At 32.3% G+C, this 26,358-nt stretch carries 24 protein-coding genes; 18 read left to right on the top strand and 6 right to left on the bottom strand.

The window, feature by feature from the left end:
* Window positions 1–207: 207 nt before the first annotated feature.
* The 12 genes from WA340_RS07075 to WA340_RS07020 all read left to right on the top strand — a co-directional run bounded on the left by WA340_RS07075 (window position 208) and on the right by WA340_RS07020 (window position 11,204).
* Window positions 208–711 carry a c-type cytochrome gene (locus tag WA340_RS07075; protein WP_336128135.1) on the top strand — a complete coding sequence of 168 codons (504 nt, stop codon included), beginning with the start codon at window positions 208–210 and terminating at the stop codon, window positions 709–711.
* 6 nt (window positions 712–717) lie between these two features.
* Window positions 718–1,293, top strand: coding sequence for a fasciclin domain-containing protein (locus tag WA340_RS07070; protein WP_336128133.1), 576 nt, complete (start codon window positions 718–720; stop codon window positions 1,291–1,293).
* A gap of 29 nt (window positions 1,294–1,322) precedes the next feature.
* Window positions 1,323–3,293 (top strand): Sec-dependent nitrous-oxide reductase, encoded by a 1,971-nt coding sequence (gene nosZ, locus WA340_RS07065; protein WP_336128131.1) that lies wholly within the window; start codon window positions 1,323–1,325, stop codon window positions 3,291–3,293.
* A gap of 131 nt (window positions 3,294–3,424) precedes the next feature.
* A complete protein-coding gene (locus WA340_RS07060; protein ID WP_027879510.1) occupies window positions 3,425–4,021 on the top strand; it encodes a hypothetical protein in 597 nt (198 codons plus the stop codon).
* Window positions 4,022–4,071: 50 nt separating this feature from the next.
* Window positions 4,072–4,509, top strand: coding sequence for a nitrous oxide reductase accessory protein NosL (locus WA340_RS07055; RefSeq protein WP_027879511.1), 438 nt, complete (start codon window positions 4,072–4,074; stop codon window positions 4,507–4,509).
* A gap of 4 nt (window positions 4,510–4,513) precedes the next feature.
* Entirely contained in the window at window positions 4,514–5,749 is a 1,236-nt protein-coding gene (locus WA340_RS07050; RefSeq protein ID WP_027879512.1) for a nitrous oxide reductase family maturation protein NosD, read from the top strand.
* Window positions 5,743–6,450, top strand: coding sequence for an ABC transporter ATP-binding protein (locus tag WA340_RS07045; protein ID WP_336128127.1), 708 nt, complete (start codon window positions 5,743–5,745; stop codon window positions 6,448–6,450). The genes WA340_RS07050 and WA340_RS07045 overlap by 7 nt, the downstream gene beginning before the upstream one ends.
* Window positions 6,443–7,225: an ABC transporter permease gene (locus tag WA340_RS07040; protein ID WP_336068096.1), complete on the top strand. Its 783-nt coding sequence runs from the start codon at window positions 6,443–6,445 to the stop codon at window positions 7,223–7,225. The genes WA340_RS07045 and WA340_RS07040 overlap by 8 nt, the downstream gene beginning before the upstream one ends.
* 30 nt (window positions 7,226–7,255) lie before the next feature.
* Window positions 7,256–7,678, top strand: a complete 423-nt coding sequence (locus tag WA340_RS07035; RefSeq protein ID WP_336128125.1) for a hypothetical protein — start codon at window positions 7,256–7,258, stop codon at window positions 7,676–7,678.
* Between the two features lie 88 nt (window positions 7,679–7,766).
* A complete protein-coding gene (locus tag WA340_RS07030; protein ID WP_336128124.1) occupies window positions 7,767–8,132 on the top strand; it encodes a hypothetical protein in 366 nt (121 codons plus the stop codon).
* A gap of 102 nt (window positions 8,133–8,234) precedes the next feature.
* Window positions 8,235–9,080 (top strand): hypothetical protein, encoded by an 846-nt coding sequence (locus WA340_RS07025; protein ID WP_027879517.1) that lies wholly within the window; start codon window positions 8,235–8,237, stop codon window positions 9,078–9,080.
* A 123-nt stretch (window positions 9,081–9,203) separates the two neighbouring features.
* The gene (locus tag WA340_RS07020) at window positions 9,204–11,204 is read left to right on the top strand and encodes a TonB-dependent receptor (protein ID WP_336128122.1); all 2,001 of its coding nucleotides are present in this window, start codon (window positions 9,204–9,206) and stop codon (window positions 11,202–11,204) included.
* Window positions 11,205–11,507: 303 nt separating this feature from the next.
* Here the strand turns inward: WA340_RS07020 and WA340_RS07015 are convergent, their stop codons facing one another.
* From WA340_RS07015 to WA340_RS06990, 6 genes are all read right to left on the bottom strand, one after another.
* Complete coding sequence (locus WA340_RS07015; RefSeq protein WP_027879519.1) at window positions 11,508–11,972, bottom strand: hemerythrin domain-containing protein; 465 nt, start codon at window positions 11,970–11,972, stop codon at window positions 11,508–11,510.
* Window positions 11,944–13,155, bottom strand: coding sequence for a hypothetical protein (locus WA340_RS07010; RefSeq protein WP_223078010.1), 1,212 nt, complete (start codon window positions 13,153–13,155; stop codon window positions 11,944–11,946). Before WA340_RS07010 ends, WA340_RS07015 begins: the two co-directional genes overlap by 29 nt.
* Window positions 13,156–13,269: 114 nt before the next feature.
* A complete protein-coding gene (gene ric, locus WA340_RS07005; RefSeq protein ID WP_027879521.1) occupies window positions 13,270–14,001 on the bottom strand; it encodes an iron-sulfur cluster repair di-iron protein in 732 nt (243 codons plus the stop codon).
* A gap of 116 nt (window positions 14,002–14,117) precedes the next feature.
* Window positions 14,118–14,552 (bottom strand): RrF2 family transcriptional regulator, encoded by a 435-nt coding sequence (locus WA340_RS07000; protein WP_027879522.1) that lies wholly within the window; start codon window positions 14,550–14,552, stop codon window positions 14,118–14,120.
* 56 nt (window positions 14,553–14,608) lie between these two features.
* A complete protein-coding gene (locus WA340_RS06995; protein ID WP_336128121.1) occupies window positions 14,609–14,959 on the bottom strand; it encodes a hypothetical protein in 351 nt (116 codons plus the stop codon).
* Window positions 14,959–15,933 carry a polyprenyl synthetase family protein gene (locus tag WA340_RS06990; protein ID WP_336128120.1) on the bottom strand — a complete coding sequence of 325 codons (975 nt, stop codon included), beginning with the start codon at window positions 15,931–15,933 and terminating at the stop codon, window positions 14,959–14,961. The genes WA340_RS06995 and WA340_RS06990 overlap by 1 nt, the downstream gene beginning before the upstream one ends.
* Window positions 15,934–16,051: 118 nt before the next feature.
* On the opposite strand from WA340_RS06990, the gene WA340_RS06985 reads away from it, so the two are divergent.
* The 6 genes from WA340_RS06985 to WA340_RS06960 all read left to right on the top strand — a co-directional run bounded on the left by WA340_RS06985 (window position 16,052) and on the right by WA340_RS06960 (window position 26,356).
* Window positions 16,052–16,657, top strand: a complete 606-nt coding sequence (locus WA340_RS06985) for a TetR/AcrR family transcriptional regulator (RefSeq protein ID WP_336128119.1) — start codon at window positions 16,052–16,054, stop codon at window positions 16,655–16,657.
* An 18-nt stretch (window positions 16,658–16,675) separates the two neighbouring features.
* Window positions 16,676–17,995: a TolC family protein gene (locus tag WA340_RS06980; RefSeq protein WP_336128117.1), complete on the top strand. Its 1,320-nt coding sequence runs from the start codon at window positions 16,676–16,678 to the stop codon at window positions 17,993–17,995.
* Between the two features lie 12 nt (window positions 17,996–18,007).
* Entirely contained in the window at window positions 18,008–19,180 is a 1,173-nt protein-coding gene (locus WA340_RS06975) for an efflux RND transporter periplasmic adaptor subunit (RefSeq protein WP_336128116.1), read from the top strand.
* 11 nt (window positions 19,181–19,191) lie between these two features.
* The gene (locus tag WA340_RS06970) at window positions 19,192–22,704 is read left to right on the top strand and encodes an efflux RND transporter permease subunit (RefSeq protein WP_336128115.1); all 3,513 of its coding nucleotides are present in this window, start codon (window positions 19,192–19,194) and stop codon (window positions 22,702–22,704) included.
* Between the two features lie 68 nt (window positions 22,705–22,772).
* Window positions 22,773–24,527, top strand: a complete 1,755-nt coding sequence (gene aspS, locus WA340_RS06965) for an aspartate--tRNA ligase (protein ID WP_336128114.1) — start codon at window positions 22,773–22,775, stop codon at window positions 24,525–24,527.
* A 47-nt stretch (window positions 24,528–24,574) separates the two neighbouring features.
* The gene (locus WA340_RS06960; protein WP_336128113.1) at window positions 24,575–26,356 is read left to right on the top strand and encodes a chloride channel protein; all 1,782 of its coding nucleotides are present in this window, start codon (window positions 24,575–24,577) and stop codon (window positions 26,354–26,356) included.
* The last annotated feature ends 2 nt before the right edge of the window (window positions 26,357–26,358 follow it).

Raw genomic sequence — 26,358 nt, 5'->3', positions numbered from 1 at the left:
AAAAAAATAAAAAAATCTTTAGACATATAATCTAACCTCTTTGTATTTAAATGAAGAGGTTTTTTCTTTAGCAAAAAAAAAAAATATATATTTAATTAGGATAAATTTATCCTAAATATGATTTTTGTCATGTTTTGAACTAGCTTCTATTTGTAATTTTATCAAAGATTTGTTATCTTATTAAGTACACACATTAAACTAAACATTATGAAAACAACACTAAAACTTATGATTATTTTTTTTGCAACACTACTAATTAGCTGTGGCGGAAAAGAAGAAAAGAAAAAAGAAACATTTTCTTATAAAAAGAAAACAACAACTGAAAAAACAACAACAAAAACACCTAAAAAAGTAAAAGCTTCTGACAGAGTAGTTTTAGATAACAAAGGTGTAGGACCTATAAAAAACATTGATTTAGGTGCTGAAATAGATAAAAAAATGGCAACACAAGGCTCTGAGATATTTAAAAAAATGTGTACTGCTTGCCACAGACCTGACAAGAAATTTATTGGTCCAGCTCCTGCTGGCATCTTAGATCGTCGTGCGCCAGAATGGGTAATGAATATGATTTTGAATCCTGAAGTTATGGTTAAAGAAGACCCATTAGCTAAAGAACTTTTAATAGAATTTAATGGAGCACCAATGGCAAATCAAGGACTATCAGAAGAAGATGCCAGAGCTGTATTAGAATATTTTAGAACCTTAAAATAACAAACCATGAAAAAACCAATTAAAATCTTGTTTTTAACCTTTACAATTGCAGTTTTATTCTACTCTTGTAAGGATGCAAACAAAGACTCAACAACCACAACAGAAGTTACTAACGAAGCCTCAAAACCTTCAAAAAAGTCTGGACAAGCCTTTATTGAGGATGATAAGAGTTCAACTGTTTTAAGTATTGCAATGGGCTCTAAAGACCATACAACAATTGTAGCAGCTGTACAAGCTGCGTCTTTAGAAAACGCTTTAGTAAACGCAGGACCATTAATGGTTTTTGCTCCTACTAATGAAGCTTTTGAAGCTTTACCAGAAGGAATAGTAGACAATTTATTAAAACCTGAAAACAAAGATGCTTTAGCTAATATCTTGAAGTATCATGTAACTCCAGGAAACTACTCCAAAGACTTTTTAAAGAAATTTAAAAAATTAGGTCAAGCTAACAACGCCTATGTAAAAGTAGAAGTAATTGATAACGAACCCATGATTGGTGGTGCTAAAATACTAGCTAGTATTAATGCTGGTAACGGCATAGTCCACGTCATTGATAAAGTTTTATTACCACCTTCAGAATAACTACAAACACTATTTAAAAATAAACAAAAATGAAAAAAATATTAAAATCAACACTTGCAATTGTAGCGGTATTTGCCGCATTTACAAGCTGTAATAACTCTGGTAAGTCTGGCGGAAAATCTGGAGCCTTATCAAGTAACATAGCCGAAAAAGTCTATGTAGCTCCTGGTGAGCACGACTCGCATTACGCCTTTATTTCTGGTGGTTACAGTGGAAATTTAACCGTTTACGGCTTACCATCTGGTAGAATGTTTAAAGAAATACCTGTGTTTTCACAGTTTCCTACTTCAGGTTATGGATATTCTGAAGAAACAAAACCAATGCTAAATACCTCTCATGGATTTATTCCTTGGGGAGATTCTCACCATCCAGATATTTCTCAAACCAATGGAGAAATTGATGGTCGTTTTATTTTTATAAATGAAAATAACACACCAAGAATAGCAAAAATTGACTTAAAAACTTTTGAAACTACCGAAATTATTGAAGTACCAAATAGTGCTGGTAATCATAGTTCTTCATTTGTCACAGAAAATACAGAGTATGTAGTAGCAGGAACACGTTTTTCTGTACCTGTACCACAACGTGATATGCCAATTAAAGAGTATAAAGGTAATTTTCAAGGTGCACTATCATTTATTAGCGTAGCACCAGAAACAGGTAATATGGATATCAAATTCCAAGTTTTAATGCCTGGTTTTAACTACGACATATCACATCCTGGACGCGGAAAATCTCATGGTTGGTTTTTCTTCACTACTTATAATACTGAAGAAGCAAATACACTACTAGAGGTTAACGCTTCACAAAACGATAAAGATTTTATTGCAGCTATTAACTGGAAAAAAATTGAAGAATACGTAAATAACGGAGGCGGAAAAATGATGCCTGCAGAGTATGCACACAATGTCTATGACGAGCATACACACACTGCAACTTCTACAATGAAAAAAGAAGTACGTGTGATTAATCCAATTGAAGTACCAGGAGCTGTATATTTCTTACCAACACCAAAATCTCCTCATGGTTGTGATGTAGATCCTTCTGGAGAATATATTGTTGGTAATGGTAAGCTATCTGCCAACTTAACAGTGCATTCATTCTCTAAAATGTTAAAAGCTATTGAAGGTGAAAAGTTTGCTGGTGAAGCATACGGAATTCCGATCTTAAATTTTGAAGATGTTTTAGCAGGATCTGTTGAACAGCCTGGACTTGGCCCATTACATACTGAGTTTGATGGTGAAGGAAATGCATATACGACTTTCTTTATTTCATCTGAAGTTGTAAAATGGAAATTAGGAACTTGGGAAGTCATTGACAGAAAACCTACATATTACTCAGTTGGTCACTTAACAATTCCTGGAGGAAACTCAAGAAAACCACAAGGTAAATACATGTTTGCGATGAATAAAATCACAAAAGACAGATACTTACCAACTGGTCCAGAAATGGAACATTCGGCTCAATTGTACGATATTTCTGGAGAGAAAATGGAACTATTGTTAGATTTCCCTACACACGGAGAGCCTCATTATGCTGCTGCAATGGAAGCAGACTTAGTAAAAGAACGTTCTCAAAAAATCTACAACTTAGAAGAAAATAAACATCCTTACGCTGCTTTTTCAGATTCAGATGCTAAAGTGGTAAGAAAAGGTAATGAAGTTCATATTTATATGACTACTATTAGAAGTCACTTTACACCAGATAATATTGAAGGTATCAAATTAGGTGACAAAGTATTTTTCCATGTCACTAATTTAGAGCAAGATTTTGATGTACCTCATGGATTTGCGGTACTAGGACAAAACACATCTGAGTTGTTAGTTATGCCTGGACAAACAAAAACATCTGTTTGGGAACCTACTAAAGTTGGTGTATGGCCATTTTATTGTACAGATTTCTGTTCTGCACTACACCAAGAAATGCAAGGTTATATAAGAGTATCACCTAAAAATTCTGATGTACCATTAAAATGGTCAATGGGAGAAGACATAGAATAACAAATCTATAAAATTAGAGAGATTTTGTTTTAGTGTTTATTTCTCTAACTAAGGCGAGAGTTGTTTTTCGCTCTCGCCTTTCTATTAAATACACTACAACAAATAAAAATATAAAAGTTAATTATTGTATTATGAAAAAGTCTAACCTCATAATGTTCTTGGCAGCTATTTTACCATTAGGATTATTTTTATTTCCGCTTTGGAAAATTACGCTGGAAGCACCACAATATCCTACACCTTTAGGTATGTATATACATATTAATGACTTTGTAGATGCCAATCCGCATGATATTAAAAACATAAACTTAATGAATCATTATGTTGGGATGCAATATATTCCAGAAGCAATTCCGGAGTTTAAAATTTTTCCAGCTGGTATTATTATAACAACAATTTTAGGATTGCTAATTGCTTGGAAAGGAAATTACAAATGGTTTTTAGGCTGGTTTATATTAATGATTATTTTAAGTGCTGCCGGAATGTATGACTTTTACCTCTGGGAACACGATTATGGTCACAATTTAGACCCAAAAGCCATCATGAAGTTTACCAATCCGGATGGGACCCAAATGGGATTTCAGCCACCACTTTTTGGAAGTAAAGACATCTTAAATTTTAGAGCACATTCGTATCCTCAATTTGGAGCATTATTTTTAGGTTTAGGTATTGCTGCAGGATTTGTTGCTTATTTTATAGGTAAAAAAAGACATAAAAAACTCCCTTCTTAAATAAACCCTTCCCTTTAGGAAGGATTTAAGATCGGAAAAAAACACTAAAAATGAAAACACTAAAACACTATATATTTATTTCATTACTGCTATTAGTTTTTAGCTGTAATGTTTCACCAAAACCAATAGACTACGGAAGCGATGGCTGTCATTTTTGTAAAATGACTATTGTAGATAAAGTACATGCTGCAGAGATTGTTACTAAAAAAGGAAAAGTTTACATGTTTGATGCAACAGAATGTATGATTAATTTCAGAAAAGATTTTGACACATCTGAGATTGAACTTTATCTATCAAACAACTACACAGAACCAGAAGCTTTAATAGACGCTACCGAAGCTACATTTTTAATCAGTAAAAATATTCCAAGTCCAATGGGCGCATTTCTATCTGCTTTTAAAAATGAAGCAGATGCTAAAGAATTTCAAGCTGAAAAAGGTGGCGATTTATATACCTGGGAAGAATTACTAGCCAAATTTAAAGACTAGTATCATGAAAACATTTTTCATTGTTATGTCTGTCATTTTTATGACAAAGCTAAGTATTGCTCAAAATATAACCGTATGCAAGACCTGTCCCATTTCAACTTTAAAAAAAGCAATTGCACATGCAAAAGATTTTGATACAATAGTTGTTAAATCTGGTACTTATAAAGAGTTTGATGTTAACGTCAATAAGCCTTTAACTATTATAGGTGAAAACTATCCTGTAATTGATGGCGAATTAAAAGGCGAAATCATTACTATCACCTCAGACAACGTAACTGTTGATGGATTGTTTATCATAAACGTTGGGACTAGTTACACTGAAGATTATGCTGCAATACGCGTTAAAAACAGTAAAAATTTTTTGATTCAGAATTTAGTACTAGAAAAACTTTTTTTTGGTATCTACATCGAAAAATCCAGAGACGGCAAAGTGTTTCATAACAAAATTATTGGTGATGCTGTAGAAGAATATAATTCTGGTAACGGCATCCAACTTTGGTATAGCAATAACGTAAAAATAGAACATAATTTTGTACAACATGTACGTGATGGTATTTATTTAGAATTTTCTGATGATTGTGTCATAAAAAACAATGTAAGCGCATTAAATGTGCGTTATGGACTTCACTTTATGTTTTCTAATGACGATATTTATCAAGACAATATTTTCGAAAATAATGGTGCAGGCGTTGCCGTAATGTTTTCTAAACACATAGAGATGTACAACAATATTTTTAAGGAAAATTGGGGAACGGCTTCTTATGGTTTGCTGTTAAAAGAAATAAACGATGCAGAAATTGAAGGCAATACCTTTGAAAACAACACGATTGGGATTAATATTGAAGGTTCTAATCGTATTAATTACAAGCAAAACACGTTTTCTAACAATGGTTGGGCCATTAAAGTAAAAGGAGCATGCTACACTAATAAATTTACCCAAAATAACTTTTTATATAACTCTTTTGATATTGCCTATAATAGCAAGGTTAATGACAACGAATTTGATAAAAACTATTGGAGCAATTACACAGGTTACGATCTTAACAAAGATGGTATTGGAGATGTGCCTTACAGACCAGTAAAACTATTCTCTTACATTGTAAATCGCACACCAGAAACCATTATTTTACTGCGTAGTATGTTTATAGATATTATTGATTTTTCTGAAAAAGTATCTCCCGTATTTACTCCAGATGATTTAATGGACAACAACCCTCAAATGAAAAAAATAACATGGTAACTATAGATAATCTACATAAAAAATTTGGTAAAAATCAAGTGCTAAGCGGTGTTGATTTATCCATAACTGAAGGCGGTATTTTTGCAGTTCTTGGACCAAATGGGTCTGGTAAAACAACATTGATAAAATCGGTTTTAGGCATGGTAATTCCTGATAAGGGAAACATTACCGTTTTAAATGAGAACATTAAAAAGAATTCTGATTACAGACATAAAATTGATTATTTACCGCAAATAGCCAATTTCCCAAGTAATCTTCGTGTTAAAGAATTAATCAAGATGATTAAGGATTTGCGCAAACCCACCAATGAAGATCAACGATTAATAGAACTCTTCAAATTAGAACCCTTTTTAGATAAAAAATTAGGCAATCTTTCTGGTGGAACCAAACAAAAAGTCAACCTGGTTTTAACCTTTATGTTTGATAGTCCATTAATTATTTTGGACGAACCTACTACAGGTTTAGACCCAATTTCTCTTATTAGATTAAAAGATTTAATCAGTGCAGAAAAAGAAAAAGGAAAAACCATCTTAATCACTTCTCATATTATGAGTTTTGTTGAAGAAATTTCGGATGAAATTGTGTTTATCCTCGAAGGTAAAATCTATTTTAAAGGCACTATTCAAAAATTAAAAAACAAGACCGATCAACCTGATTTTGAACACGCGATTGCGTCTATATTAACAGACAATCATGCTTAAAATATTAAAATATAGTTTTTTCGATTTAATGCGTAGTCGTTGGAGTTACGTCTATTTTGCATTCTATTTACTGCTTGGTATTGTCCTGTTGTTTTTAAACAACGACCTATCAAAAGCAGTCATAACGCTAATGAACGTTATTATTGTTTTAGTACCTTTAATAGGAACTATTTTTGGCGTTATGTATTATTACAATTCCAAAGAATTTACAGAACTTTTATTAGCACAACCCTTAAAGCGTTCGTCTATTTTTTTAGGCCAATATTTAGGTGTTGCCTTATCACTTTCTATGAGTTTAATTTTAGGCTTAGGATTGCCTTTTGTGTTTTATGGTTTGTTTGAAAGTAGTGCCATTTGGGACTTTTCATTACTACTTATTACAGGTACATTTTTAACCCTAATTTTTACTGCTTTAGCTTTTAATATTGCCTTATCTAACGAGAATAAAATTAAAGGTTTTGGATATGCAATTTTGCTTTGGTTATTCCTGGCAGTCATTTATGATGGTCTGTTTTTAATGACACTAATTATGTTTGAAGATTATCCTTTAGACAAAGTATCTTTAATCGGTACGATGCTAAATCCTATAGATTTATCAAGAACATTAATTCTATTAAAACTAGATATTTCAGCTTTATTAGGCTATACAGGAGCAGTGTTCAAACAATTTTTTGGGACTAGTTTTGGATTGATTATTTCATTTGTAATGCTTACCGTTTGGGTTGTGTTACCTGTTTTAAGAATTATATTTAAGTCTAAGAAAAAAGATTTTTAAGCTACTAATCGACATTAAAACCACACCATTATGAAAATTAAATTTGCCATAGCATTACTTATTTTAGCTTTCGTTTTTGGTTGCAAAAACGACCAGTCTAATCCTCAGACAACTTCTTCTATACAATTAGAAGGTTTGACACTTAATAACAGCCAGAAATGGGTTGCTAATAAAGAAACGCATATTGGAATGCAGCGCATTGATTCGATTTTAAAACATAATGATTTTAAGAGTGCTAAAAAACTAGGCAAATCGCTTTCAAAGCAAACCAGTTATATCATTAAAAGTTGTGATATGACTGGCGAAGCGCATGACCAACTTCATGTAGTACTGGTTCCTATTATAGAAGAAATTTCAGAGATAAAAGAACTAGATAACACTTCAGAAATAGACAAAAAAGTAAGACATTTGCAACGCTTAACAGCAACCTATTTTAACTATTTTAAAAACTAATTATTAGCTGACATAAATCATATTATTTAGGACAAGTTTGTCCTAATTTAGCAACATGATATTAAAGGTTACATATAAATTAACTGCCTTGTTTTTAACATTCGTTTTATTAGCGAACAACATTAACAATGTCGTTATTGTAACCAATTTTGTGATTAACCAAGAGATTATAGCTAAAACACTTTGTATCCAAAAAGAAAATCAAAAAGGATGTAACGGTAAGTGTCAATTAACAATAGAACTGGCAGAAAATAACACCAATTCTAATCAAAATGCACCATTGCCAGACAATGAAAGAACGCACTTAGACTTTTTTGTTATTAATACTTTTAGACATCTAAACGTTGAGGAATTTTCTCAAATATCTCAACTACACAGTAATCTATATTATAAAATAAAAGCACCAACTACTGGCTTTTATACTATAGATACACCACCACCAAATTTGTGTTAATTTTTTCGTGATGCTCTTAGAGCATATTTCTTTCTTTTTTGATGCCAAAATGGTTTCAAAACAAGATAATTATGTCAAAAAATTAACTCAAACACTATAATAATGAAACTTAAATATTTATTACCAATCGTATGTTTTACGCTATTCTTTTCATGTTCAACAGACGATAATGACGACACAATGCTAATTAATGAAGTTGAAAATTTACAACTTATTAAAACCATAGAAAATGGTGACCAATCCATAGAACTTTATAACGAAAAAGGAATGTTTGAAACTGGTTACAACATGATTAGCTTAAGAATTAAAGACAATAACACAAATACATACGTAGAAGATGCTACAATCTCTTGGATGCCAGTAATGCAAATGCCAACGATGCAACATTCATGTCCTAAATCCGAAATCACAAAAGCAATAGGAAAAGATACGGTTTACCAAGGTTTTATAATCTATCAGATGACTTTTGAAGATGGTTCTGGTTGGTCTTTAACTTTAGATTATACTATTAACGATGTGGACTATTCTGTAACAGAAACTATAAACGTTATGCAATACGAAAACCAGAATACTGCAAGTTTTATGGGTAGCGACGATAGTAGATATATTGTAGCTTTGATAGCGCCTAAAGCCCCAAGTATAGCAATAAACAACATGAAAGTAGGTCTTTTTAAAATGGAAAATATGATGACGTTTCCAGTTGTGGAAGATTACACCATTGCTTTAGATCCGCGTATGCCAGGAATGGGTAATCATAGCTCACCAAATAATACAGATTTAACGTATAACAGTGCAGATCATTTTTACTACGGAAATTTATCCTTAACAATGACTGGCTATTGGAAGCTTAATCTGAAGCTTTTAGACGCGTCCGGAACTGTTTTAAAAGGTGAAGATGTTACTGAAAACAATGAATCTAGCAGTTTATATTTAGACCTAGAATTCTAATTTTTATTATATGCCATATTGAGCGCAGTCGAAATGCTATAGAAAAAATAATAATAGCCGTTTTTTCGGCTGTTCTCAAATTGGCAGCATTTCACACTTATTTAAACACTAAAATTTTTTGCTATGAAAATGCAACTATTAGTCTTTTTATGTCTTCTAGTATCTGCAACTGGTTTTACACAAGACCAGCAAGAAGAAGCCAAAAAAGACACGACAAAATTAGAAGAAGTCCTTATCGTATCGCGACGTAAATTTAGTAATCACAGACAAGAAAAAACATTATCTAGTATTGATGATTACTTAGAAAAATCCAATAATGTTACGATGATAAAACGAGGTAATTATGCTTGGGAACCAACGGTTAACAACATGGTTAGCCAGCGTTTGGTAGTAACCATTGATGGCATGCAGATTTTTGGTGCTTGTACTGACAAAATGGATCCCATTACATCCTACGTAGATGTATCAAATCTTGACAAAGTAACTATTGGTTCTGGTCAAGAAGGTACCGAAAACGGACATTGTGTTGGTGGAGGCATCGATTTGCAATTACCTACTTCTAAATTTAATGGTTCTGGTCTAAAATCAAGTATCGATTTAGGTTACGAAACTAACGGAAATTACAAAGCTACAGGATTAGATCTGGAATATGCAGGCAACAAGTTTTTTATAAGTGCAGATGGGATTTTTAGAACATCTGATAATTATGATGCTGGTAACAATAAAGAAGTATTATATTCTCAGTTCGAAAAATATAATCTATCGTTACAAACAGGTTATAAATTCTCTGAAACCCAAAGCCTAGACGCCAATATTATTTACGACAAAGCCACAGATGTTGGCTATCCTGCTTTACCAATGGATGTATCTTTGGCAGAAGCTTTAATTAGCTCATTAACCCATCATTACACACCAGAAAACAAAGCCTTAAAAACATTAGAAACCAAATTGTATTTTAACACTATTACTCATATAATGGACGACACCAAGCGACCAATTGTTCCTATAAGAATGGATATGCCTGGATGGAGTGATACCTATGGATTTTACAGCAAAGCAGATGTTATTAAAGACAAACACCATGTATCTCTTAACTTAAATGGGTTTTATAATAAATCTTTAGCTGAAATGACCATGTTTTCTAACAACCCAAATGAACCAGATATGTTTATGTACACTTGGCCAGATATTAGAACACGTTACACAGGTATTTTTGCCAAAGACGCATATTATTTAAACGATAATTCTAGCCTAGAATCTTCTGTGCGCTTTGGTTTACACAACAACAGGATAGCCAAAGAAGAAGGCGTAGAAAGTTTAGGTATTTTTCATGATAATGTAGAAGACACCAAAGACAGAACGCTATTAAGTGTTGCGTCTGCTTACAAGTATAATAAGAACAATTATAAGCTTTCTTTTGGTTTAGGTTATGGCGAACGTGCACCATCGGTAAGTGAAGGTTATGGTTTTTTTATATTTAATAGTTTTGATAATTATGACTACATAGGCAATCCAAATTTAAAAGATGAAAAAGCGCTAGAAGCCAACTTTAGTTTCAACCAAAAATTCAATGATTTTGAAATTGGCTTACAATCATCTTACTTTTATATTATGGATTATATAATCGGAGATTTAGCGCCAAACGTAAGTTCTATGACTATTGGTGCTAATGGAGTACGCGTTTATAATGCTTTAAACCATGCTTCTATTTTTGATATCTATTTAAACAGTAGCTATAAAATTTCTGAGCGATTATCAGTAAACGGAACTATTGGTTATAACTATGGTAAAGGAAGCAATAACAAAAATTTACCACTTATAAAACCGTTCTCTTATTTTGCTGAGTTTAATTACAATACATCAAATTTTAATGCAGCTTTACAGCTAGAAGGTAATGGCAATCAAAGTAATTTTAGTAGTTTATATGGCGAAAATGAAACCGCTTCATATGCTATCTTAAACCTTAATTTAGGTCATGCATTTTATGGTAAAAACGGAAAAACAATTCTAAAATATGGTATCGAAAATATTTTAGACGCCAATTATTCTACCTATGCAGACTGGAATAATATACCAAGACAAGGACGCAATTTTTATGTGAATTTATCTTATGTATTTCCTTGAAAATGATATAAACATGGTTAAATGTGTGAACTAAAAAATATATAAATCATAAACCTATTAGACCTCACAGGTTTTAAAATCTGTGAGGTCTTTTTTTAAAAGTATTTCTGTCATTAAGAATGAGGCACGAAGAGGAATCTTATAATAAAGAGATTTCTCGTCACTCGTTTTGTCGAAATGACAAGAAACCATTAAAGGCTTATAAAAACTAATTCTGATAATCATCGGAAGTAAAATCCCAAAGTTTTGAAAACAGGATAAAACCTTTAATTTGATAATCAAAAGACGACATAATCTTTGTACCTATTTTGTCCAAAATTCATCATCAGTATTATCTTCAAAAACTTCTGGTTGATGAATTTTTTCAATATCAATTAATTCTGCTTCCGTAGCTATCTTTTGTATTTCAGGAAACAACACACGTTCTTCAAATCTTATATGCTGTTCTAATTGGTCTTTAATATGCTGCAACGTTATAGTCTCATCATTACTCTCTTCAAACAAGTGTATTAAATTTTTGTGTTCTGTCAAAGCACGTTTTACCAATTCGTGATCATTGCCTAAAATGGGAAAAATGTGATTTTCTTCCATTTCAAAATGCGGAATTAAATGGGTTTTGTAAAACCAGTCAGCATACGTCTTAATACGTTTTGTCGCTATCTGATATCGAAAACCCATTTTAATTTTATAACACAATAACAAGCCAAAATGATGTTCTCTGCTTAAGGGTTGCAAGGCTTTATGTCTTTTTTGTGGCTGATGTTGCATACTTTTTGGATTTAATAATATTTAATAAAATAAAACTAATGCCTAAAGGCAATAAAATGCTAAATAAAAATAATAGCAGGTAATATTCTGTTAGGATTCCGCTTTTAAAATAGTACTTGATGCCTTGAATGAGCAGTAATAATTCGGTTAATACAAAGCCTAACACAAAACTATAAACACCAAAAGTTAGTGATTTTGAAACCGTAACCAAATCAGTTTTCAAGATAAAAGCAAATAAAAATCCACTAATAACACCAAGCATTAACAAATGGATAAAACCAATAACAAAATTACGATGCTCATAAACTACTTGAGAAAACTCAGGTAAAATAGAAAGTGACTGAAAAACTACTTTTAAAACAAAACAAATCAGCGCAAAACAATACATATAAAATATTAGCTTGTTTTTCTGATTTGTCAGCGTATTTATTTTCGGTTTTATAAGTTGAAAACATTTATACAGCGCTAAAATTTGGATAACAACACCAAAACCATTAATCCACAATAAACTATCATGAGGTGCAAACCATTGAGTTGGCAATGCAAAGGTTAATAAAGTTGATGCAATTAATAACCAGAAAAACTGTTTAAATATTTTAGAATTTTCAACCTGTAAAAGATGAAAAAAGACCACTAAAACTGCTATTAAAAACCATCCATTAAACTGATAATGTAAGAAGAATTGTATTGCTATTTGATAAAACGCAGACGACTGACCAAGTGTTGCTACTGCTGGACCTAAACACCAAACACCAAAGGTAGAAACAACCATAAATAACAATGCTGTTTTTAACAACTTTTGACTTACGTTTGATGAGGTTTTGCAGTGTTTCCAAATTAGATACACAAAGTAGTAACTACAAAAAATGTGTAAGGTTGAAAACGTAATAGAAATAGCAGCATATCCTTGAAACGGAAAAGTAAGCATCATGCCAATTACAGCAACTTCTGTTAGCCAAAACAACCGATTGAAGACCTTAAGTTTTTCTGGAACAAAATAATGTACAAAAAGTACATATAACATTAAATATACCCAACCTAACATGGCTACGTGCGAGTGCGCATGCGTTAAAAACCGATAATTAATATCAATAGAGTCTATAAAAGAAAAACGCAAAGTCAATCCCATTACTGCAGCAATAAAGAAATTAATTAAACAGACTATGACTAATTTTTTTGGCATGTATCAATTAGTTGGGTTAGAAAAGTAATGAAATAAGATAAAAATCCCGAAATGTCTGAGGAAAACATTTCAGGATTTTACTATAGGTTAAAAAAAGTAGATAAGGGATCGCTATCAATCAAATTGTGTTTCTAACGCTATAGCTTTAGGAAACAGAATGTTATTTTCTAAATGAATATGTAAATGCAAGTCTTTTTCAAATTCCTCTAACATAGCAAAGGTAACTTTATACGTGTTGCAAGCATCAGCTGGCGGATTGTAATTGTCCGTTAATTCTGCAATGTCTCTAAAACGTTGTCCTTCATTATCGTGTTCTTCCTTCATCATAGCAATTGGGTTTTCTACAGTGCCAAATTGTGGTGATTGGATTGCTTCATTTTTTAATTTAGCATTAACCATTCTCTTTACAAAAGGGAAAAGGATTAGTTCTTCCTTCTTCATGTGTGAGGCTAACTCGCCTGCAGATGCTGTAAACAACTCGTTTATTTTAAATAATTCTGGATGACGTTCGCCATGCACACGACATAATTTGTTTAAAAACTGAAGTAACACAGGTATTTTTTCTTCTACATATCTGTGGTGTTTTTTCTCTATATATTCTGCCAACAAGTCTAATGGCCAAGAGTTATAGTCTATACTTTCGCCTGTTTTGGCATTTAAAACGTTATTAAGTTCTGCTATAATTGCAGCTTCATCAATACCTTTTTTCTTGCAAGCTTCGGCAACTGTTCTATTACCATTGCAACAAAAATCTATTTTGTATTTAGAAAAAATAGCTGCAGTTCTAAAATCGTCTGCAACGTACTGTCCTATTTCTTTTTCGATGTTTTTTTGTAATACTTCCATGATTTATTATTTATTTCGGATAAATTTGTCTTATTTATATTTAAATTTTTTTTATTGAAACTCGATTTCAATCTAATAATTGTAAGTTGAAATCGATCCTTTTTTATATTGTAATTTTAAGTTTTTAAAAACGAAGAACCTAACTTAATATCCATAGCTAATTCTTCTAAATTAGTAGTTTCTAACATCTGTTTCAAACCATTTCTAATATCTTTAAATTTATCGTGCACAGGACAAGGATGATTTTCGTCGCAGGCACTTAAACCTAAGCCACATCCACTGTAGACAGCATCTCCATCGATAGCTTTAACAATTTGAGATAATTTAATTAATGGTATTTCATCTTTATCAATTTCAAAACCACCATGTGCGCCTCTTACAGATTTTATAATATGGTTTCTAACTAAAGCTTGAAGTATTTTTGCAGTAAATGCTTGAGGAGAATTAATTTCTTCAGAAATCTCCTTAGGACTTACACGTTGCCCTTCATAAGAGTTTTTAGCAATAAAAATTGAGGCTCTAATTCCGTATTCGCAAGCTTTTGAAAACATTTATTAATAATTTATTACAAAGATATAAAAACTAATTAAGACAAAACTATCTTAAATTAAGAATATTGGTGTCTAAACCATACTTTTTGCCATTCTCTTTTTAGGATTAAAAATGAAACGTTTTCACTTAACTGTAAAGCATCGTTACCATCTAAAGCTTTAATTTGATGTTCTGGCACATCAATTATATATAGCAAATTAAGATATTCTGTAAATTTTTCTTGTATTAATCTATATATCGTGTCTTGCAACAATAACTTCAAACTAGTGGGTAAGATATCTTCATCAAAATCTAAATCTATATTAGCGTATAAAAAATCTTTGTTTAGTTGCAAGACTAATTTTTTATACAAATTTAATTTTGTGGCGTCTTCAATTAAGCTTTCAAATGTTGCTGGTAATTTCATTAGACTTTTCTTGTCATTAATCCCATTCCAAAATCTTTTAATAACTGCTTTTTTTCTTCAGAGATAGTTAAGTCATCTAAAACCTTAAACGCTTTATTTGTATATTCTTCTATAGCATTTTGAGTTGCTTTTGCAGATCCACTTTCTACAAAAAACTGTTTTACAGTTTCTATTTTATCTTTGTTATCTTCTAATTGAACCGAATATAATTGCTCTAATTGTCTTTTTTTATCTGCATCCAAATATTCTAATGCTTTTAAATACAGATATGTTTTTTTATTCTCAATAATATCTCCTCCTATTTGCTTTCCAAACGTTTTTGGATCGCCAAATGCATCTAAATAATCATCTTGAAGCTGAAAAGCTATACCTAACAATCTTCCAAATTGATAGATGCTTTCTTTATTTTCTTCAGACGTTTTTGCAACAATAGCTCCCATCTTCATAGCTGCGCCAACTAGCACAGCTGTTTTATACTCAATCATTTTTAAGTATTCCAAGATAGTAACATCATCTCTTGTTTCAAAATCTACGTCGTATTGTTGTCCTTCACAAACCTCTAAAGCTGTTTTACTAAATAATTTGGCTAATGCTTGAAACGTTTTAGGCTCGTAATTCTCAAATAATTGATAAGCCATAATTAGCATTGCATCTCCTGATAAAATACCTGTATTAATATCCCATTTTTCATGTACAGTTTGTTGTCCGCGACGTAATGGTGCATCATCCATAATATCATCATGCACTAATGAAAAATTATGAAAAATCTCTACACTTAATGCTGCATCAAAAGCATCTTTATGGTTAGCATCAAAAATTTCGGCAGTCATTAAAGTTAGTACTGGTCTTAATCTTTTTCCGCCTAATTCTAAGATATAATTTATAGGATTATATAAGTTTTCTGGCTGTTTTGGCTTTGCGTATTGCTGTAAATACGCCATAAAAGCTTTTTGATAATTAGAGATATTTTGCATCCTGCAAAAATAAAGCAATTACACATATTAAACTAAAATAATCGCATGTTAAAAAATCATTAAAACTTCGGAAACTTTTTTTGTTTTTAAAGTTTCCTAACGTACATTTGCTCAAATTATGAGAGAGAATATTTTAGACAAATCAGCAGATTTATTTTTAAACTATGGGTTTAAAAGTGTTACAATGGATGATATAGCCAATGCTTTAGGAATATCCAAAAAAACCATTTATCAACACCTTGAAAATAAAACAAAGCTGGTAGAAGCTACAACTTTACATATGTTTCATATAATTTCTGAAGGTATAAATTGTATTTGCGCTTTAGAGAAAAATCCTATCGAAGAGATTTATGAAATCAAGCGTTTTATAATGGAACATTTGAAAGACGAAAAATCTTCACCTCAACATCAACTTCAAAAGTATTATCCTAAAATCTTCGAATCTTTAAAAGCAAAACAATCTTGCGTTATGGAAGATTGTGTTGTAAACAACTTAAATCGCGGCGTACAATTAGGTTTATATAGAGATAATATTAACATCGAGTTTATCTCTAGATTATACTTTAATAGTATGATGTGTTTAAAAGATAGAGACATATTTCCGTTACAAAATTTTTCAATGAATATGCTAATGGATAATTGTTTAGAGTATCACATTAGAGGAATTTGCACACCAAAAGGCCTGGACATTTTAAAAGGTCTTATAGAAAACAATCAATCATAAAAAACCAAAAAAATCTAAATGAAATCATTAATCAAATTACTAATAGTTACCGTTTCTTATTTGGGATTTGCCCAAGAAACGCCGCAAAGCTTTAGCTTACAAGAAGCTATAGATTTTGCTTTAGAAAATAACAGGCAAGCTAAAAATGCTACTTTAGATATCGAAGCAGCAAAAAAACAAAAATGGGAAACTACCGCAACAGGATTACCACAAATTAACGCTGCTGTTGACTACCAAAACCTTATCAAACAACAGTTTGAATCTGTAGATTTTAACCAAGATGGTATCCCAGATTTTGGAGCAAAAAACTCTGTTAACGCTTCGGCTACATTAAGTCAGTTACTATTTGATGGTTCTTATTTAGTTGGATTACAATCTGCAAAAGTCTATTTAGAAATTTCTAAAAACTCTAAAGAAAAAACAGATTTAGAAGTTAGAAAAGCAGTAATTAATGCCTACGGAAACGTATTAATGGCAGAAGAGAGTGTTTCAATTTTAGAGAATAACATTAAAATTCTTCAGAAAAACTTAGATGAAACCACTAAAATCTACGAAAACGGATTAGAAGAAGAAGAAAGTGTAGAACAATTACAAATCACATTATCTAGTGTGCAAAGTAACTTAAACAATACTAAAAGATTAAAAAATCTAGCCTATCAAATGTTAAGTATAACTATAGGTCTAGACTATAATGCTCCAATAATTTTAACCGACGACTTAGAAAGTTTAACTGTAAAAAACATACTTCAAGACGGTATAGAAGATGCAGATGTAAAAAACACAATTGATTATAAGATAGCTGCCAACGATAAAACCTCTAAAGAATTACTGTTAAAACTTGAAAAAAGTAAAGCACTACCAACTTTAAGTGCCTTTTTAAGCGGTGCATATATTGGGAATAATAACGAGTTTAAATTCTTATCAGATCAGCAAAAATGGATTGGCACAGCTACATTTGGCGCTTCATTAAACATCCCAATTTTTAGTTCTGGTATGCGTAGTGCAGCAACACAACGTGCACAAATTAACTTAGAAAAAGCTCAAATAAATCTAGATGAAACCGAGCAACAATTAAAATTACAAATTGAAGCTGCTAAAAGCGATTTTATTCTTGCAACAGAAGAGTACGAAAATAAAAAGCAAAATCTTAATCTTGCCGAGCGCATCGAAAATAAAAATCAAACTAAATTTTTTGAAGGTGTTGGCTCTAGTTTTGAACTAAGACAAGCACAAACACAACTTTACACAGCACAACAAGAATTTTTACAAGCTATGTTAGACGTAATTAACACCAAAGCAGAATTAGAAACATTAACCAACACAACAACCAAATACTAAACTCTTAAAACAATGAAACATATACAATTAATAATCCTAACATCACTACTATTAGTAGCTTGTGGCGGCAATCAAAAAAAGAACACCGTAGAAAGTGTTTTAGAAACTAATAATCTAGAAACCATTAGAGCTAAACGCGCAGAGCTTGTAGAAAATCAAGAAGAAATACATGCAAAAATCAAACAGTTAGATGAAGCTATTGCAAAAATAGACACTGTAAAAAAAGTACCATTAATTACTACAATTACAGCCAAAACTGAAGTTTTTAATCACCAATTAGAAATTCAAGGTAACGTAACCACAAAAAACCTATTAGTTATTACACCAGAATTTAATGGCATACTAACAAATGTATACGTTAAAGAAGGACAAAAAGTAAGCAAAGGACAATTATTAGCAAAAATTGATGATGGCGGATTAAGCCAACAATTAGCACAATTAAAAATTCAAGCAGATTTGGCGCGTACAACTTTTGAGCGTCAAAAACGTCTTTGGGATCAAAACATTGGTAGCGAGATACAATACTTACAATCAAAATCAAATTACGAAGCGCAACAAGAAGCTGTTAATCAACTACAACAACAAGTCTCAAAAACTAGTGTAAAAGCTCCTTTTTCAGGAACTATAGATGATGTAATTACAGAACAAGGAAGCGTTGTTGCTGCAGGACAAACACCGCTTATGCGCATTGTTAATCTAAGTAATATGTATATAGAAACTGAGGTTCCTGAACGTTACATTAAAGACGTTACTGTAGGTAAACATGTAGATGTTGAGTTTCCTGTACTTGGTAAAACTGTTGAAAGTAATGTTCGTCAAGCAGGAGATTTTATCAATGCTGCTAACAGAACATTTAAAGTTGAAATTGGATTACCTAAAGGAGACAATACTATTAAACCAAACTTAACAGCGAAATTAAAAATCAACGATTACACTAACGAGAATGCTATTTTAATTCCTCAAAGTGTTATTTCTGAAAATGCTGAAGGCGAGCAATACATATATGTTGTTGAAGATAAAAATGACAAAGAAGAAGGTGTTGCTAAAAAAGTAATTATCAAAACTGGTAAAACACAAGGTGATGTTATAGAAGTGCTTGAAGGCATTAAAAACGGTACCGAAATTATTAAAGAAGGTGCTCGTAGCGTAAAAGACGGACAAACAGTTAAAGTCATTAAATACTAAAAAATCAACCAATGACTAAAAAGAAAAAAAATAAAAAAGTAGACAAAGAGTTTGCACTATCATCGTGGGCAATCAACAATAAAACGACAATGTATGTCCTTATATTGGTATTCTTTTATCTAGGTGTTTCGGCATTTTTTGATATGCCACGAGAAAACTACCCAGAAGTAAACGAAACCAAAATATACGTAAGCACTGTTTTTCCAGGCAACACAGCTGAGGACATTGAAAAACTAGTAACAGACCCACTAGAAGACCAGCTAAAAACCGTTAGTAATGTAGTAGAAATAACCTCTACCTCAGCCGAAGATTACTCTATGGTAATTGTTGAGTTTGACGAAAACTTAACCGTTGAACAAGCCAAACAGAAGGTAAAAGACGAAATAGAATCTGAAACTGCTGGCGAGGATTGGCCAACATTTAATGGTGCAAAAGTAGAACCTGATGTGTTTGAGTTAAGCCTTTCAGAAGAAATGCCAATTCTAAACATTAACATTTCTGGTGATTATCCTGTAGAAAAACTTAAAGAATATGGTGAATACCTTCAAGATGAAATTGAAGACTTACTAGAAATTAAAGAAGTTGCTATTCGTGGTGCTCAAGAAAAAGAAGTTGAAGTTGCAGTAGATATTTATAAAATGACCGCAGCTAAAGTAACTTTTAGCGATATCATTAATGCCATAAATGGTGGAAACGTAACTATGTCTGCTGGTAACATCAAAGCGAGTGGACAACGTCGTACGATTAGAGTTTTAGGTGAAATAGAAGATCCTGCACAATTAAAAAACTTTGTTGTAAAATCTGAAAACGGAAATGCTATTTACCTAAAAGATATTGCAGAAATTTCTTTTAAAGAAGAAGACAAAACAACCTTTGCAAGAGAGTTTGGTCATCCAGTAGTGATGTTAGACGTTAAAAAACGTGCTGGTAAAAATATGGTGGATGCTGCAGAGCAAATTCATACTATAGTTAAAGAATCTAAAGAAAATGTTTTCCCTCAAGATTTAGACATTACCATTACTAACGACCAATCCTCAGTTACTATTGGTCAAGTTGATGATTTGGTAAACAATATCATTTTTGGAGTTATTCTGGTAGTAACAGTTTTAATGTTCTTCTTAGGATTCAAAAACGCCATATTTGTTGGGTTTGCAATACCAATGTCTATGTTTATGTCACTCATGATACTTAGTATGTTTGGTATTACCCTAAACACCATGGTATTATTTGGGCTAATTATGGGACTTGGTATGTTGGTAGACAATGGTATTGTGGTTGTTGAAAACGTCTATCGTTTAATGGACGAAGAAGGCATGAGCCGAATTGAAGCTGCTAAAAAAGGTATTGGTGAAATTGCCTTTCCTATTATCATTTCAACAGCAACTACTGTGGCTGCCTTTATTCCATTAGGGTTATGGCCTGGAATTATGGGAGAATTTATGATGATTTTACCTCAAACACTATCTATAGTATTAGGGTCATCATTATTCGTGGCTATTTTCTTTAACTCTGTTTTAGTATCTCAATTTATGAATACCGAAGACAAAGACATGCCACTTCACAAAATCATAAGAACAACAATTATAATGGCTGTTATAGGTCTTATTATATTTATTGTTGGTGGAGAATACAGAGCTTTAGGAACCTTAATGATATTTACAGCTGTTATGCTTTGGGTGTATCGATTGTTTTTACGTAAATGGGCAAATAATTTCCAAACCAAAACATTAGTAAAACTAGAAAACTGGTATGAAAGACAATTGCGTAAAGCCTTAAAAGGTTGGCGTCCTTACGGTTTAGCTGTCGGAACATTTTTACTGCTTATTATTGCTTTTATAGCTTTTGGAGCTTCATTAGCTACCCAACGTACCAAAGTAGAGTTTTTCCCAGATAATATCCCGAATCAAATCATTGTTTACATTGAATATCCTGAAGGTACAGCTATTGAAAAAACCAATGCTATAACCAAAGAAATTGAAAAGATTGTTTACGATGTTTTAGATGACGACCAATATAAAAATGGCGATTACAACTTTATGGTTGAAAGTGCTGTATCGCAAGTTGGTGAAGGTGCAGGAAACCCACAAACCGATGGTGGTTCAGCTGCCGAAATGCCTCATAAAGCAAAAATTACCGCATCAATGCGTGAGTTTAAATATCGTGAAGGTGAAGACAGTGAGTTACTGCGTCAAAAAGTTCAAAAAGCTTTAGTTGGTATATTCCCAGGAGTATTAATTTCTGTAGAAAAAAATGTTGATGAACCTACTGGAGGAGCACCAATTAATATCGAATTAGAAGGTGAAGACTATAACGAACTTATCAATGCTGCTGAGCAAATGCGTGAGTTTATCAACAGTAAAAACGTAGCTGGTATTGATGAGCTTAAAATTGATGTTAACAAAGACAAACCTGTAATGCGTGTTATTGTTGACAGAGAAAAAGCAGGTGAATTAGGTGTATCTGCATCACAAGTTGGGCAGCAATTACGTAATTCTATTTTTGGGTCTAAAGCTGGCATCTACAAAGAAGGTGGTGACGATTATGATATTTATGTGAGATTTAATGAAGATAACCGCTACAATAAAAGTGCACTTTTCAATCAAAAAATCACATTTAGAGATATGGCAAGTGGGCAAATTAAAGAGATACCTGTTTCTGCCATTGCTCATGCCGAAAACACTTCAGGTTTTAGTGCTATTAAACACAAAGACACCAAGCGTGTGGTAACAGTTTATTCAGCATTAGCACCAGGATTTACTGATGCAGGAGCTGTGGTAACCCAAATTCAAAATGAAATGCAGGCTTACGAAGGTTTGCCTGATAATATTAAAGTAGATTATACTGGTCAAATTGAAGAGCAAAACAAACAAATGGCCTTTTTAATGGGTGCATTCTTTACAGGTTTAGGTTTAATTTTCTTCATATTAATATTCCAGTTTAACTCTATTTCAAAGCCAACAATTATCATGTTAGCGATCTTCTTAAGTTTAATAGGTGTATTTGGAGGAATTGTTATAACAGGAAGCGCCTTTGTAATTATTATGACTATGGTTGGTATTATATCACTAGCAGGAGTTGTGGTTAACAATGGTGTTGTACTCTTAGATTACGCACAACTGTTAATTGACCGAAAAAAGGTAAATCTTAATCTTGAAGATGACGATTACCTTGAAGAAGAAGATTTATACGAAAGTATTGTAAAAGCAGGTAAAGCACGTTTACGTCCAGTACTATTAACTGCAATCACAACTATATTTGGTTTAGTACCATTAGCCATTGGATTAAACATTAATTTCTTTACACTGTTTGCAGACTTTAATCCTAACATTTATATGGGAGGAGATAACGTAGTATTTTGGGGACCACTAGCATGGACCGTTATTTACGGATTAATTGTAGCCACGTTTTTAACCCTAATAGTTGTACCAATTTTATTCTTTTTAAGTATAAAACTTAAAATGTGGATTAGAAGAAAATTTTCTAATAAAGAAGAACAACAACTTCCAGAAGAAGTAGTTAACTAAATAAAATAAGCCGAAGCTCTTGCTTCGGTTTTTTTATTGCTTAAATTTGCACTTACTAAACAAACATTATGTACAGAAGTCATAGCTGTGGTGAGTTAAGAGCATCACATATAAATACAGACGTTACCCTTTCTGGATGGGTACAAAAATCTAGAGACAAAGGTTTTATGATTTGGGTAGATTTACGTGATCGTTACGGGATTACCCAACTTATTTTTGATGAAGAACGTACGCCTAAACCCATAATGGAACAAGCACAAAAATTAGGTCGTGAGTTTGTGATTCAAGTTAAAGGAACCGTAATCGAACGTGAGTCTAAAAACAAAAATATACCAACAGGTGATATCGAAGTTTTAGTAAAAGAATTAACCATTCTTAACGAATCTAAGTTACCACCTTTTACTATAGAGGATGAAACTGATGGTGGTGAAGAATTACGTATGAAATATCGTTACATCGATATTAGACGTAATCCCGTAAAAAACAACTTAATCTTTAGAGCAAAAGTGACTCAAGAGGTTAGAAACTTTTTATCAAATCAAGGATTTATAGAAGTAGAAACACCTTATTTAATCAAATCTACACCAGAAGGCGCACGAGATTTTGTGGTACCAAGTAGAATGAACGAAGGTCAGTTTTACGCGCTTCCACAATCACCACAAACCTTTAAGCAATTGCTTATGGTTGGTGGCATGGATAAATATTTTCAGATTGTAAAATGTTTTAGAGACGAAGATTTACGTGCCGATAGACAACCAGAATTTACGCAAATAGACTGCGAAATGGCGTTTGTAGAGCAAGAAGATATTTTAAATGTTTTTGAAAATTTAACACGTCATTTATTAAAAGAAGTAAATGGTGTTGAAGTTGAAAAATTCCCACGTATGCTATATGACGATGCTATGCGCCTTTACGGAAACGACAAACCAGACATTAGATTTGGTATGCAGTTTGGAGAACTTAACGAAGTTGCACAACACAAAGATTTTGGCGTATTTAATAATGCCGAATTAGTTGTTGGTATTGCAGTACCAGGAGCAAACGCTTACACACGTAAAGAAATAGACAAGCTTATAGATTGGGTTAAGCGTCCGCAAATTGGTGCGTTGGGTATGGTTTACGTACGTTGTAACGAAGACGGTACTTATAAATCTTCGGTAGATAAATTTTACGATCAAGAGGATCTTGCTAAATGGGCAGAAAAAACTGGCGCTAAAGCTGGCGATTTAATTTGTATACTTTCAGGAGACACCAACAAAGTACGCGCACAACTTAGTGCTTTACGTATGGAAATGGCAGAACGTTTAGGTTTACGTAAACCAAACGAATTTGCTCCACTTTGGGTAATCGATTTCCCATTATTAGAACTTGATGAAGAAACTGGTCATTATCACGCAATGCACCATCCATTTACCTCTCCAAAACCTGGTCAAATAGAATTATTAGATACTAAACCAGGAGACGTTAAAGCTAATGCTTACGACTTAGTATTAAACGGAAACGAAATTGGTGGTGGATCAATTAGAATTCACGATAAAGAAACACAAGCCATTATGCTTAAACATTTAGGTTTTAGCGAAGAAGAAGCTAAAGCTCAATTTGGATTCTTAATGGATGCTTTTGAATATGGTGCGCCACCACATGGCGGACTAGCATTTGGATTAGATAGATTAGTGGCAATTTTAGGCGGACAAGAAACTATTAGAGATTTTATTGCGTTCCCTAAAAACAATGCTGGTAGAGATGTAATGATAGATGCACCTGCACCAATTGATGATGAACAATTAGATGAGCTTAACTTAAGCTTAAAACTTAATTCATAACACAAAAAAATCCTGCTTTTTGCAGGATTTTTTGATTAACTTTAAGTATGCCTAAACAATCGCTTTTAAAACGTTTTTTTATATGGAGATTAAAGCACATCTCCGAAAAAACTTTTACTTATATTTTAAGTGGTTTAGTTGGATTATTAGCAGGTCTTGCTGCAGTAACGTTAAGAAACATCACCTTTACTATAGAAGGTGCTTTAGATAATTTAGCTGTCTTTTCTAAAAACCAAGTTTACTTTATTTTACCTGTTATAGGATTGTTTTTAGTGTATCTGTTTGTCAAATACATTTCAAAGAAAAATATAGAACATGCTATTCCTTCAATTCTATTTAAACTATCAAAAAGAAGTGGATTAATAGATCGGTCTAAAATTTATATTCCATTAATAACTGCACCATTAACGGTTGGTTTTGGTGGATCTGTTGGACTACTTGGACCAGCAATAGCTTCTGGATCTGCAATAAGTTCTAATTTAGGACGACTGTTTCATATTAATCAACAAACAAGAACGTTATTAATTGGTTGTGCTGCTGCAGGAGCAATTTCTTCAATATTTAAATCACCAATTGCGGCTATTATTTTTGCGGTAGAAGTGTTTAGTTTAGATTTAACTTTTGCTTCTTTATTACCTTTATTAATTGCTTCGGTTTCTTCCGTATTAACGTCTTACTTCTTTTTAGGAGACGATTTACTGTTCAACTTTAATTTTTCGGACAAGTTTCAAATAAAAGATACTTTATTTTATGTGGTTTTAGGTATAGGTACTGGATTTGCATCTATTTATTTCACTAAAATGTACTTTTTTATTCTTCAATTTTTTGAGCGTTTTAAAACCAAACTCTTAAAATTAATAGTTGGTGGATTGGCTATTGGTGGTATGTTATTTTTAATTCCGCCACTTTATGGTGAAGGTTTTGGATTTATAAACAGCCTACTTGCTGGCGATCATTTAAGTGCGCTTGGCACAACACCTTTTGATGCTTTTAAAGATAATATTTGGGTAGTAATTGCCTTACTTTTTGGTATTACAATTTTTAAAGCTATTGCGATGACCACAACTTTTGCTGCTGGCGGAGCAGGAGGAATTTTTATTCCAACTATGGTCATGGGAAGCGCTTTAGGTAATGTGGTTGCTAAAGTCATTAATAACCTTGGTTTAGGATTTTACGTGTCAGAAACCAACTTTACCTTAATTGGTATGGCAGGACTAATTGCTGGTGTATTACATGCGCCTTTAACTGCCATTTTCTTAATTGCCGAAATTACTGGCGGTTACGAATTATTTATTCCTTTAATGATTGCTGTATCTATGTCGTTTATAATCAAAAAAAATGCATTTGATTACACCATTTATACTCGAGAACTTGCTTTAAAAGGCGAACTTCTAACACACGATAAAGACCAAAGCGTATTAACTTTAATGACTTTGGATAGCGTAATAGAAACTAATTTTATAGCACTAAATCCTAAAATGACTTTAGGCGAAATGCTTCATAAAGGCGTTGCAAAATCAACCCGAAATTTATTTCCTGTCATAAAAAAAGATAAGACTTTGGTCGGAATAATTTTATTGGATGATGTTAGAGAAATCATGTTTAACCAAACCCTATACGACACCACTTTTGTAGAAGATTTAATGCACAACGCGCCAGATATTATTGATTATAAAAACGATTCTATGAAAGATGTAATGACTAAATTTCAAAACTCTAATGCGTGGAATTTACCTGTCGTTAAAGACCATAAATACATTGGTTTTGTCTCAAAATCTAAATTATTAACAGCATATCGACGCCAATTAATTAACTTTACAAAATCTTAAAA

The organism is Mesoflavibacter sp. CH_XMU1422-2 (assembly GCF_037029245.1).
In the GTDB taxonomy this organism is placed as follows: Bacteria; Bacteroidota; Bacteroidia; order Flavobacteriales; family Flavobacteriaceae; genus Mesoflavibacter; species Mesoflavibacter zeaxanthinifaciens.
Note: the sequence above shows the minus strand (reverse complement) of the source record. Positions and strands in the feature narration are given on the sequence as shown.

What these genes read in the sequence shown, in the direction of transcription:
- WA340_RS07075 (WP_336128135.1), top strand. Translation starts at nt 208, where the DNA reads ATGAAAACAACACTAAAACTTATGATTATTTTTTTTGCAACACTACTA.
- WA340_RS07070 (WP_336128133.1), top strand. Translation starts at nt 718, where the DNA reads ATGAAAAAACCAATTAAAATCTTGTTTTTAACCTTTACAATTGCAGTT.
- nosZ (WP_336128131.1), top strand. Translation starts at nt 1,323, where the DNA reads ATGAAAAAAATATTAAAATCAACACTTGCAATTGTAGCGGTATTTGCC.
- WA340_RS07060 (WP_027879510.1), top strand. Translation starts at nt 3,425, where the DNA reads ATGAAAAAGTCTAACCTCATAATGTTCTTGGCAGCTATTTTACCATTA.
- WA340_RS07055 (WP_027879511.1), top strand. Translation starts at nt 4,072, where the DNA reads ATGAAAACACTAAAACACTATATATTTATTTCATTACTGCTATTAGTT.
- WA340_RS07050 (WP_027879512.1), top strand. Translation starts at nt 4,514, where the DNA reads ATGAAAACATTTTTCATTGTTATGTCTGTCATTTTTATGACAAAGCTA.
- WA340_RS07045 (WP_336128127.1), top strand. Translation starts at nt 5,743, where the DNA reads ATGGTAACTATAGATAATCTACATAAAAAATTTGGTAAAAATCAAGTG.
- WA340_RS07040 (WP_336068096.1), top strand. Translation starts at nt 6,443, where the DNA reads ATGCTTAAAATATTAAAATATAGTTTTTTCGATTTAATGCGTAGTCGT.
- WA340_RS07035 (WP_336128125.1), top strand. Translation starts at nt 7,256, where the DNA reads ATGAAAATTAAATTTGCCATAGCATTACTTATTTTAGCTTTCGTTTTT.
- WA340_RS07025 (WP_027879517.1), top strand. Translation starts at nt 8,235, where the DNA reads ATGAAACTTAAATATTTATTACCAATCGTATGTTTTACGCTATTCTTT.
- WA340_RS07020 (WP_336128122.1), top strand. Translation starts at nt 9,204, where the DNA reads ATGAAAATGCAACTATTAGTCTTTTTATGTCTTCTAGTATCTGCAACT.
- WA340_RS07015 (WP_027879519.1), bottom strand. Translation starts at nt 11,972, where the DNA reads ATGCAACATCAGCCACAAAAAAGACATAAAGCCTTGCAACCCTTAAGC.
- WA340_RS07010 (WP_223078010.1), bottom strand. Translation starts at nt 13,155, where the DNA reads ATGCCAAAAAAATTAGTCATAGTCTGTTTAATTAATTTCTTTATTGCT.
- ric (WP_027879521.1), bottom strand. Translation starts at nt 14,001, where the DNA reads ATGGAAGTATTACAAAAAAACATCGAAAAAGAAATAGGACAGTACGTT.
- WA340_RS07000 (WP_027879522.1), bottom strand. Translation starts at nt 14,552, where the DNA reads ATGTTTTCAAAAGCTTGCGAATACGGAATTAGAGCCTCAATTTTTATT.
- WA340_RS06995 (WP_336128121.1), bottom strand. Translation starts at nt 14,959, where the DNA reads ATGAAATTACCAGCAACATTTGAAAGCTTAATTGAAGACGCCACAAAA.
- WA340_RS06990 (WP_336128120.1), bottom strand. Translation starts at nt 15,933, where the DNA reads ATGCAAAATATCTCTAATTATCAAAAAGCTTTTATGGCGTATTTACAG.
- WA340_RS06985 (WP_336128119.1), top strand. Translation starts at nt 16,052, where the DNA reads ATGAGAGAGAATATTTTAGACAAATCAGCAGATTTATTTTTAAACTAT.
- WA340_RS06980 (WP_336128117.1), top strand. Translation starts at nt 16,676, where the DNA reads ATGAAATCATTAATCAAATTACTAATAGTTACCGTTTCTTATTTGGGA.
- WA340_RS06975 (WP_336128116.1), top strand. Translation starts at nt 18,008, where the DNA reads ATGAAACATATACAATTAATAATCCTAACATCACTACTATTAGTAGCT.
- WA340_RS06970 (WP_336128115.1), top strand. Translation starts at nt 19,192, where the DNA reads ATGACTAAAAAGAAAAAAAATAAAAAAGTAGACAAAGAGTTTGCACTA.
- aspS (WP_336128114.1), top strand. Translation starts at nt 22,773, where the DNA reads ATGTACAGAAGTCATAGCTGTGGTGAGTTAAGAGCATCACATATAAAT.
- WA340_RS06960 (WP_336128113.1), top strand. Translation starts at nt 24,575, where the DNA reads ATGCCTAAACAATCGCTTTTAAAACGTTTTTTTATATGGAGATTAAAG.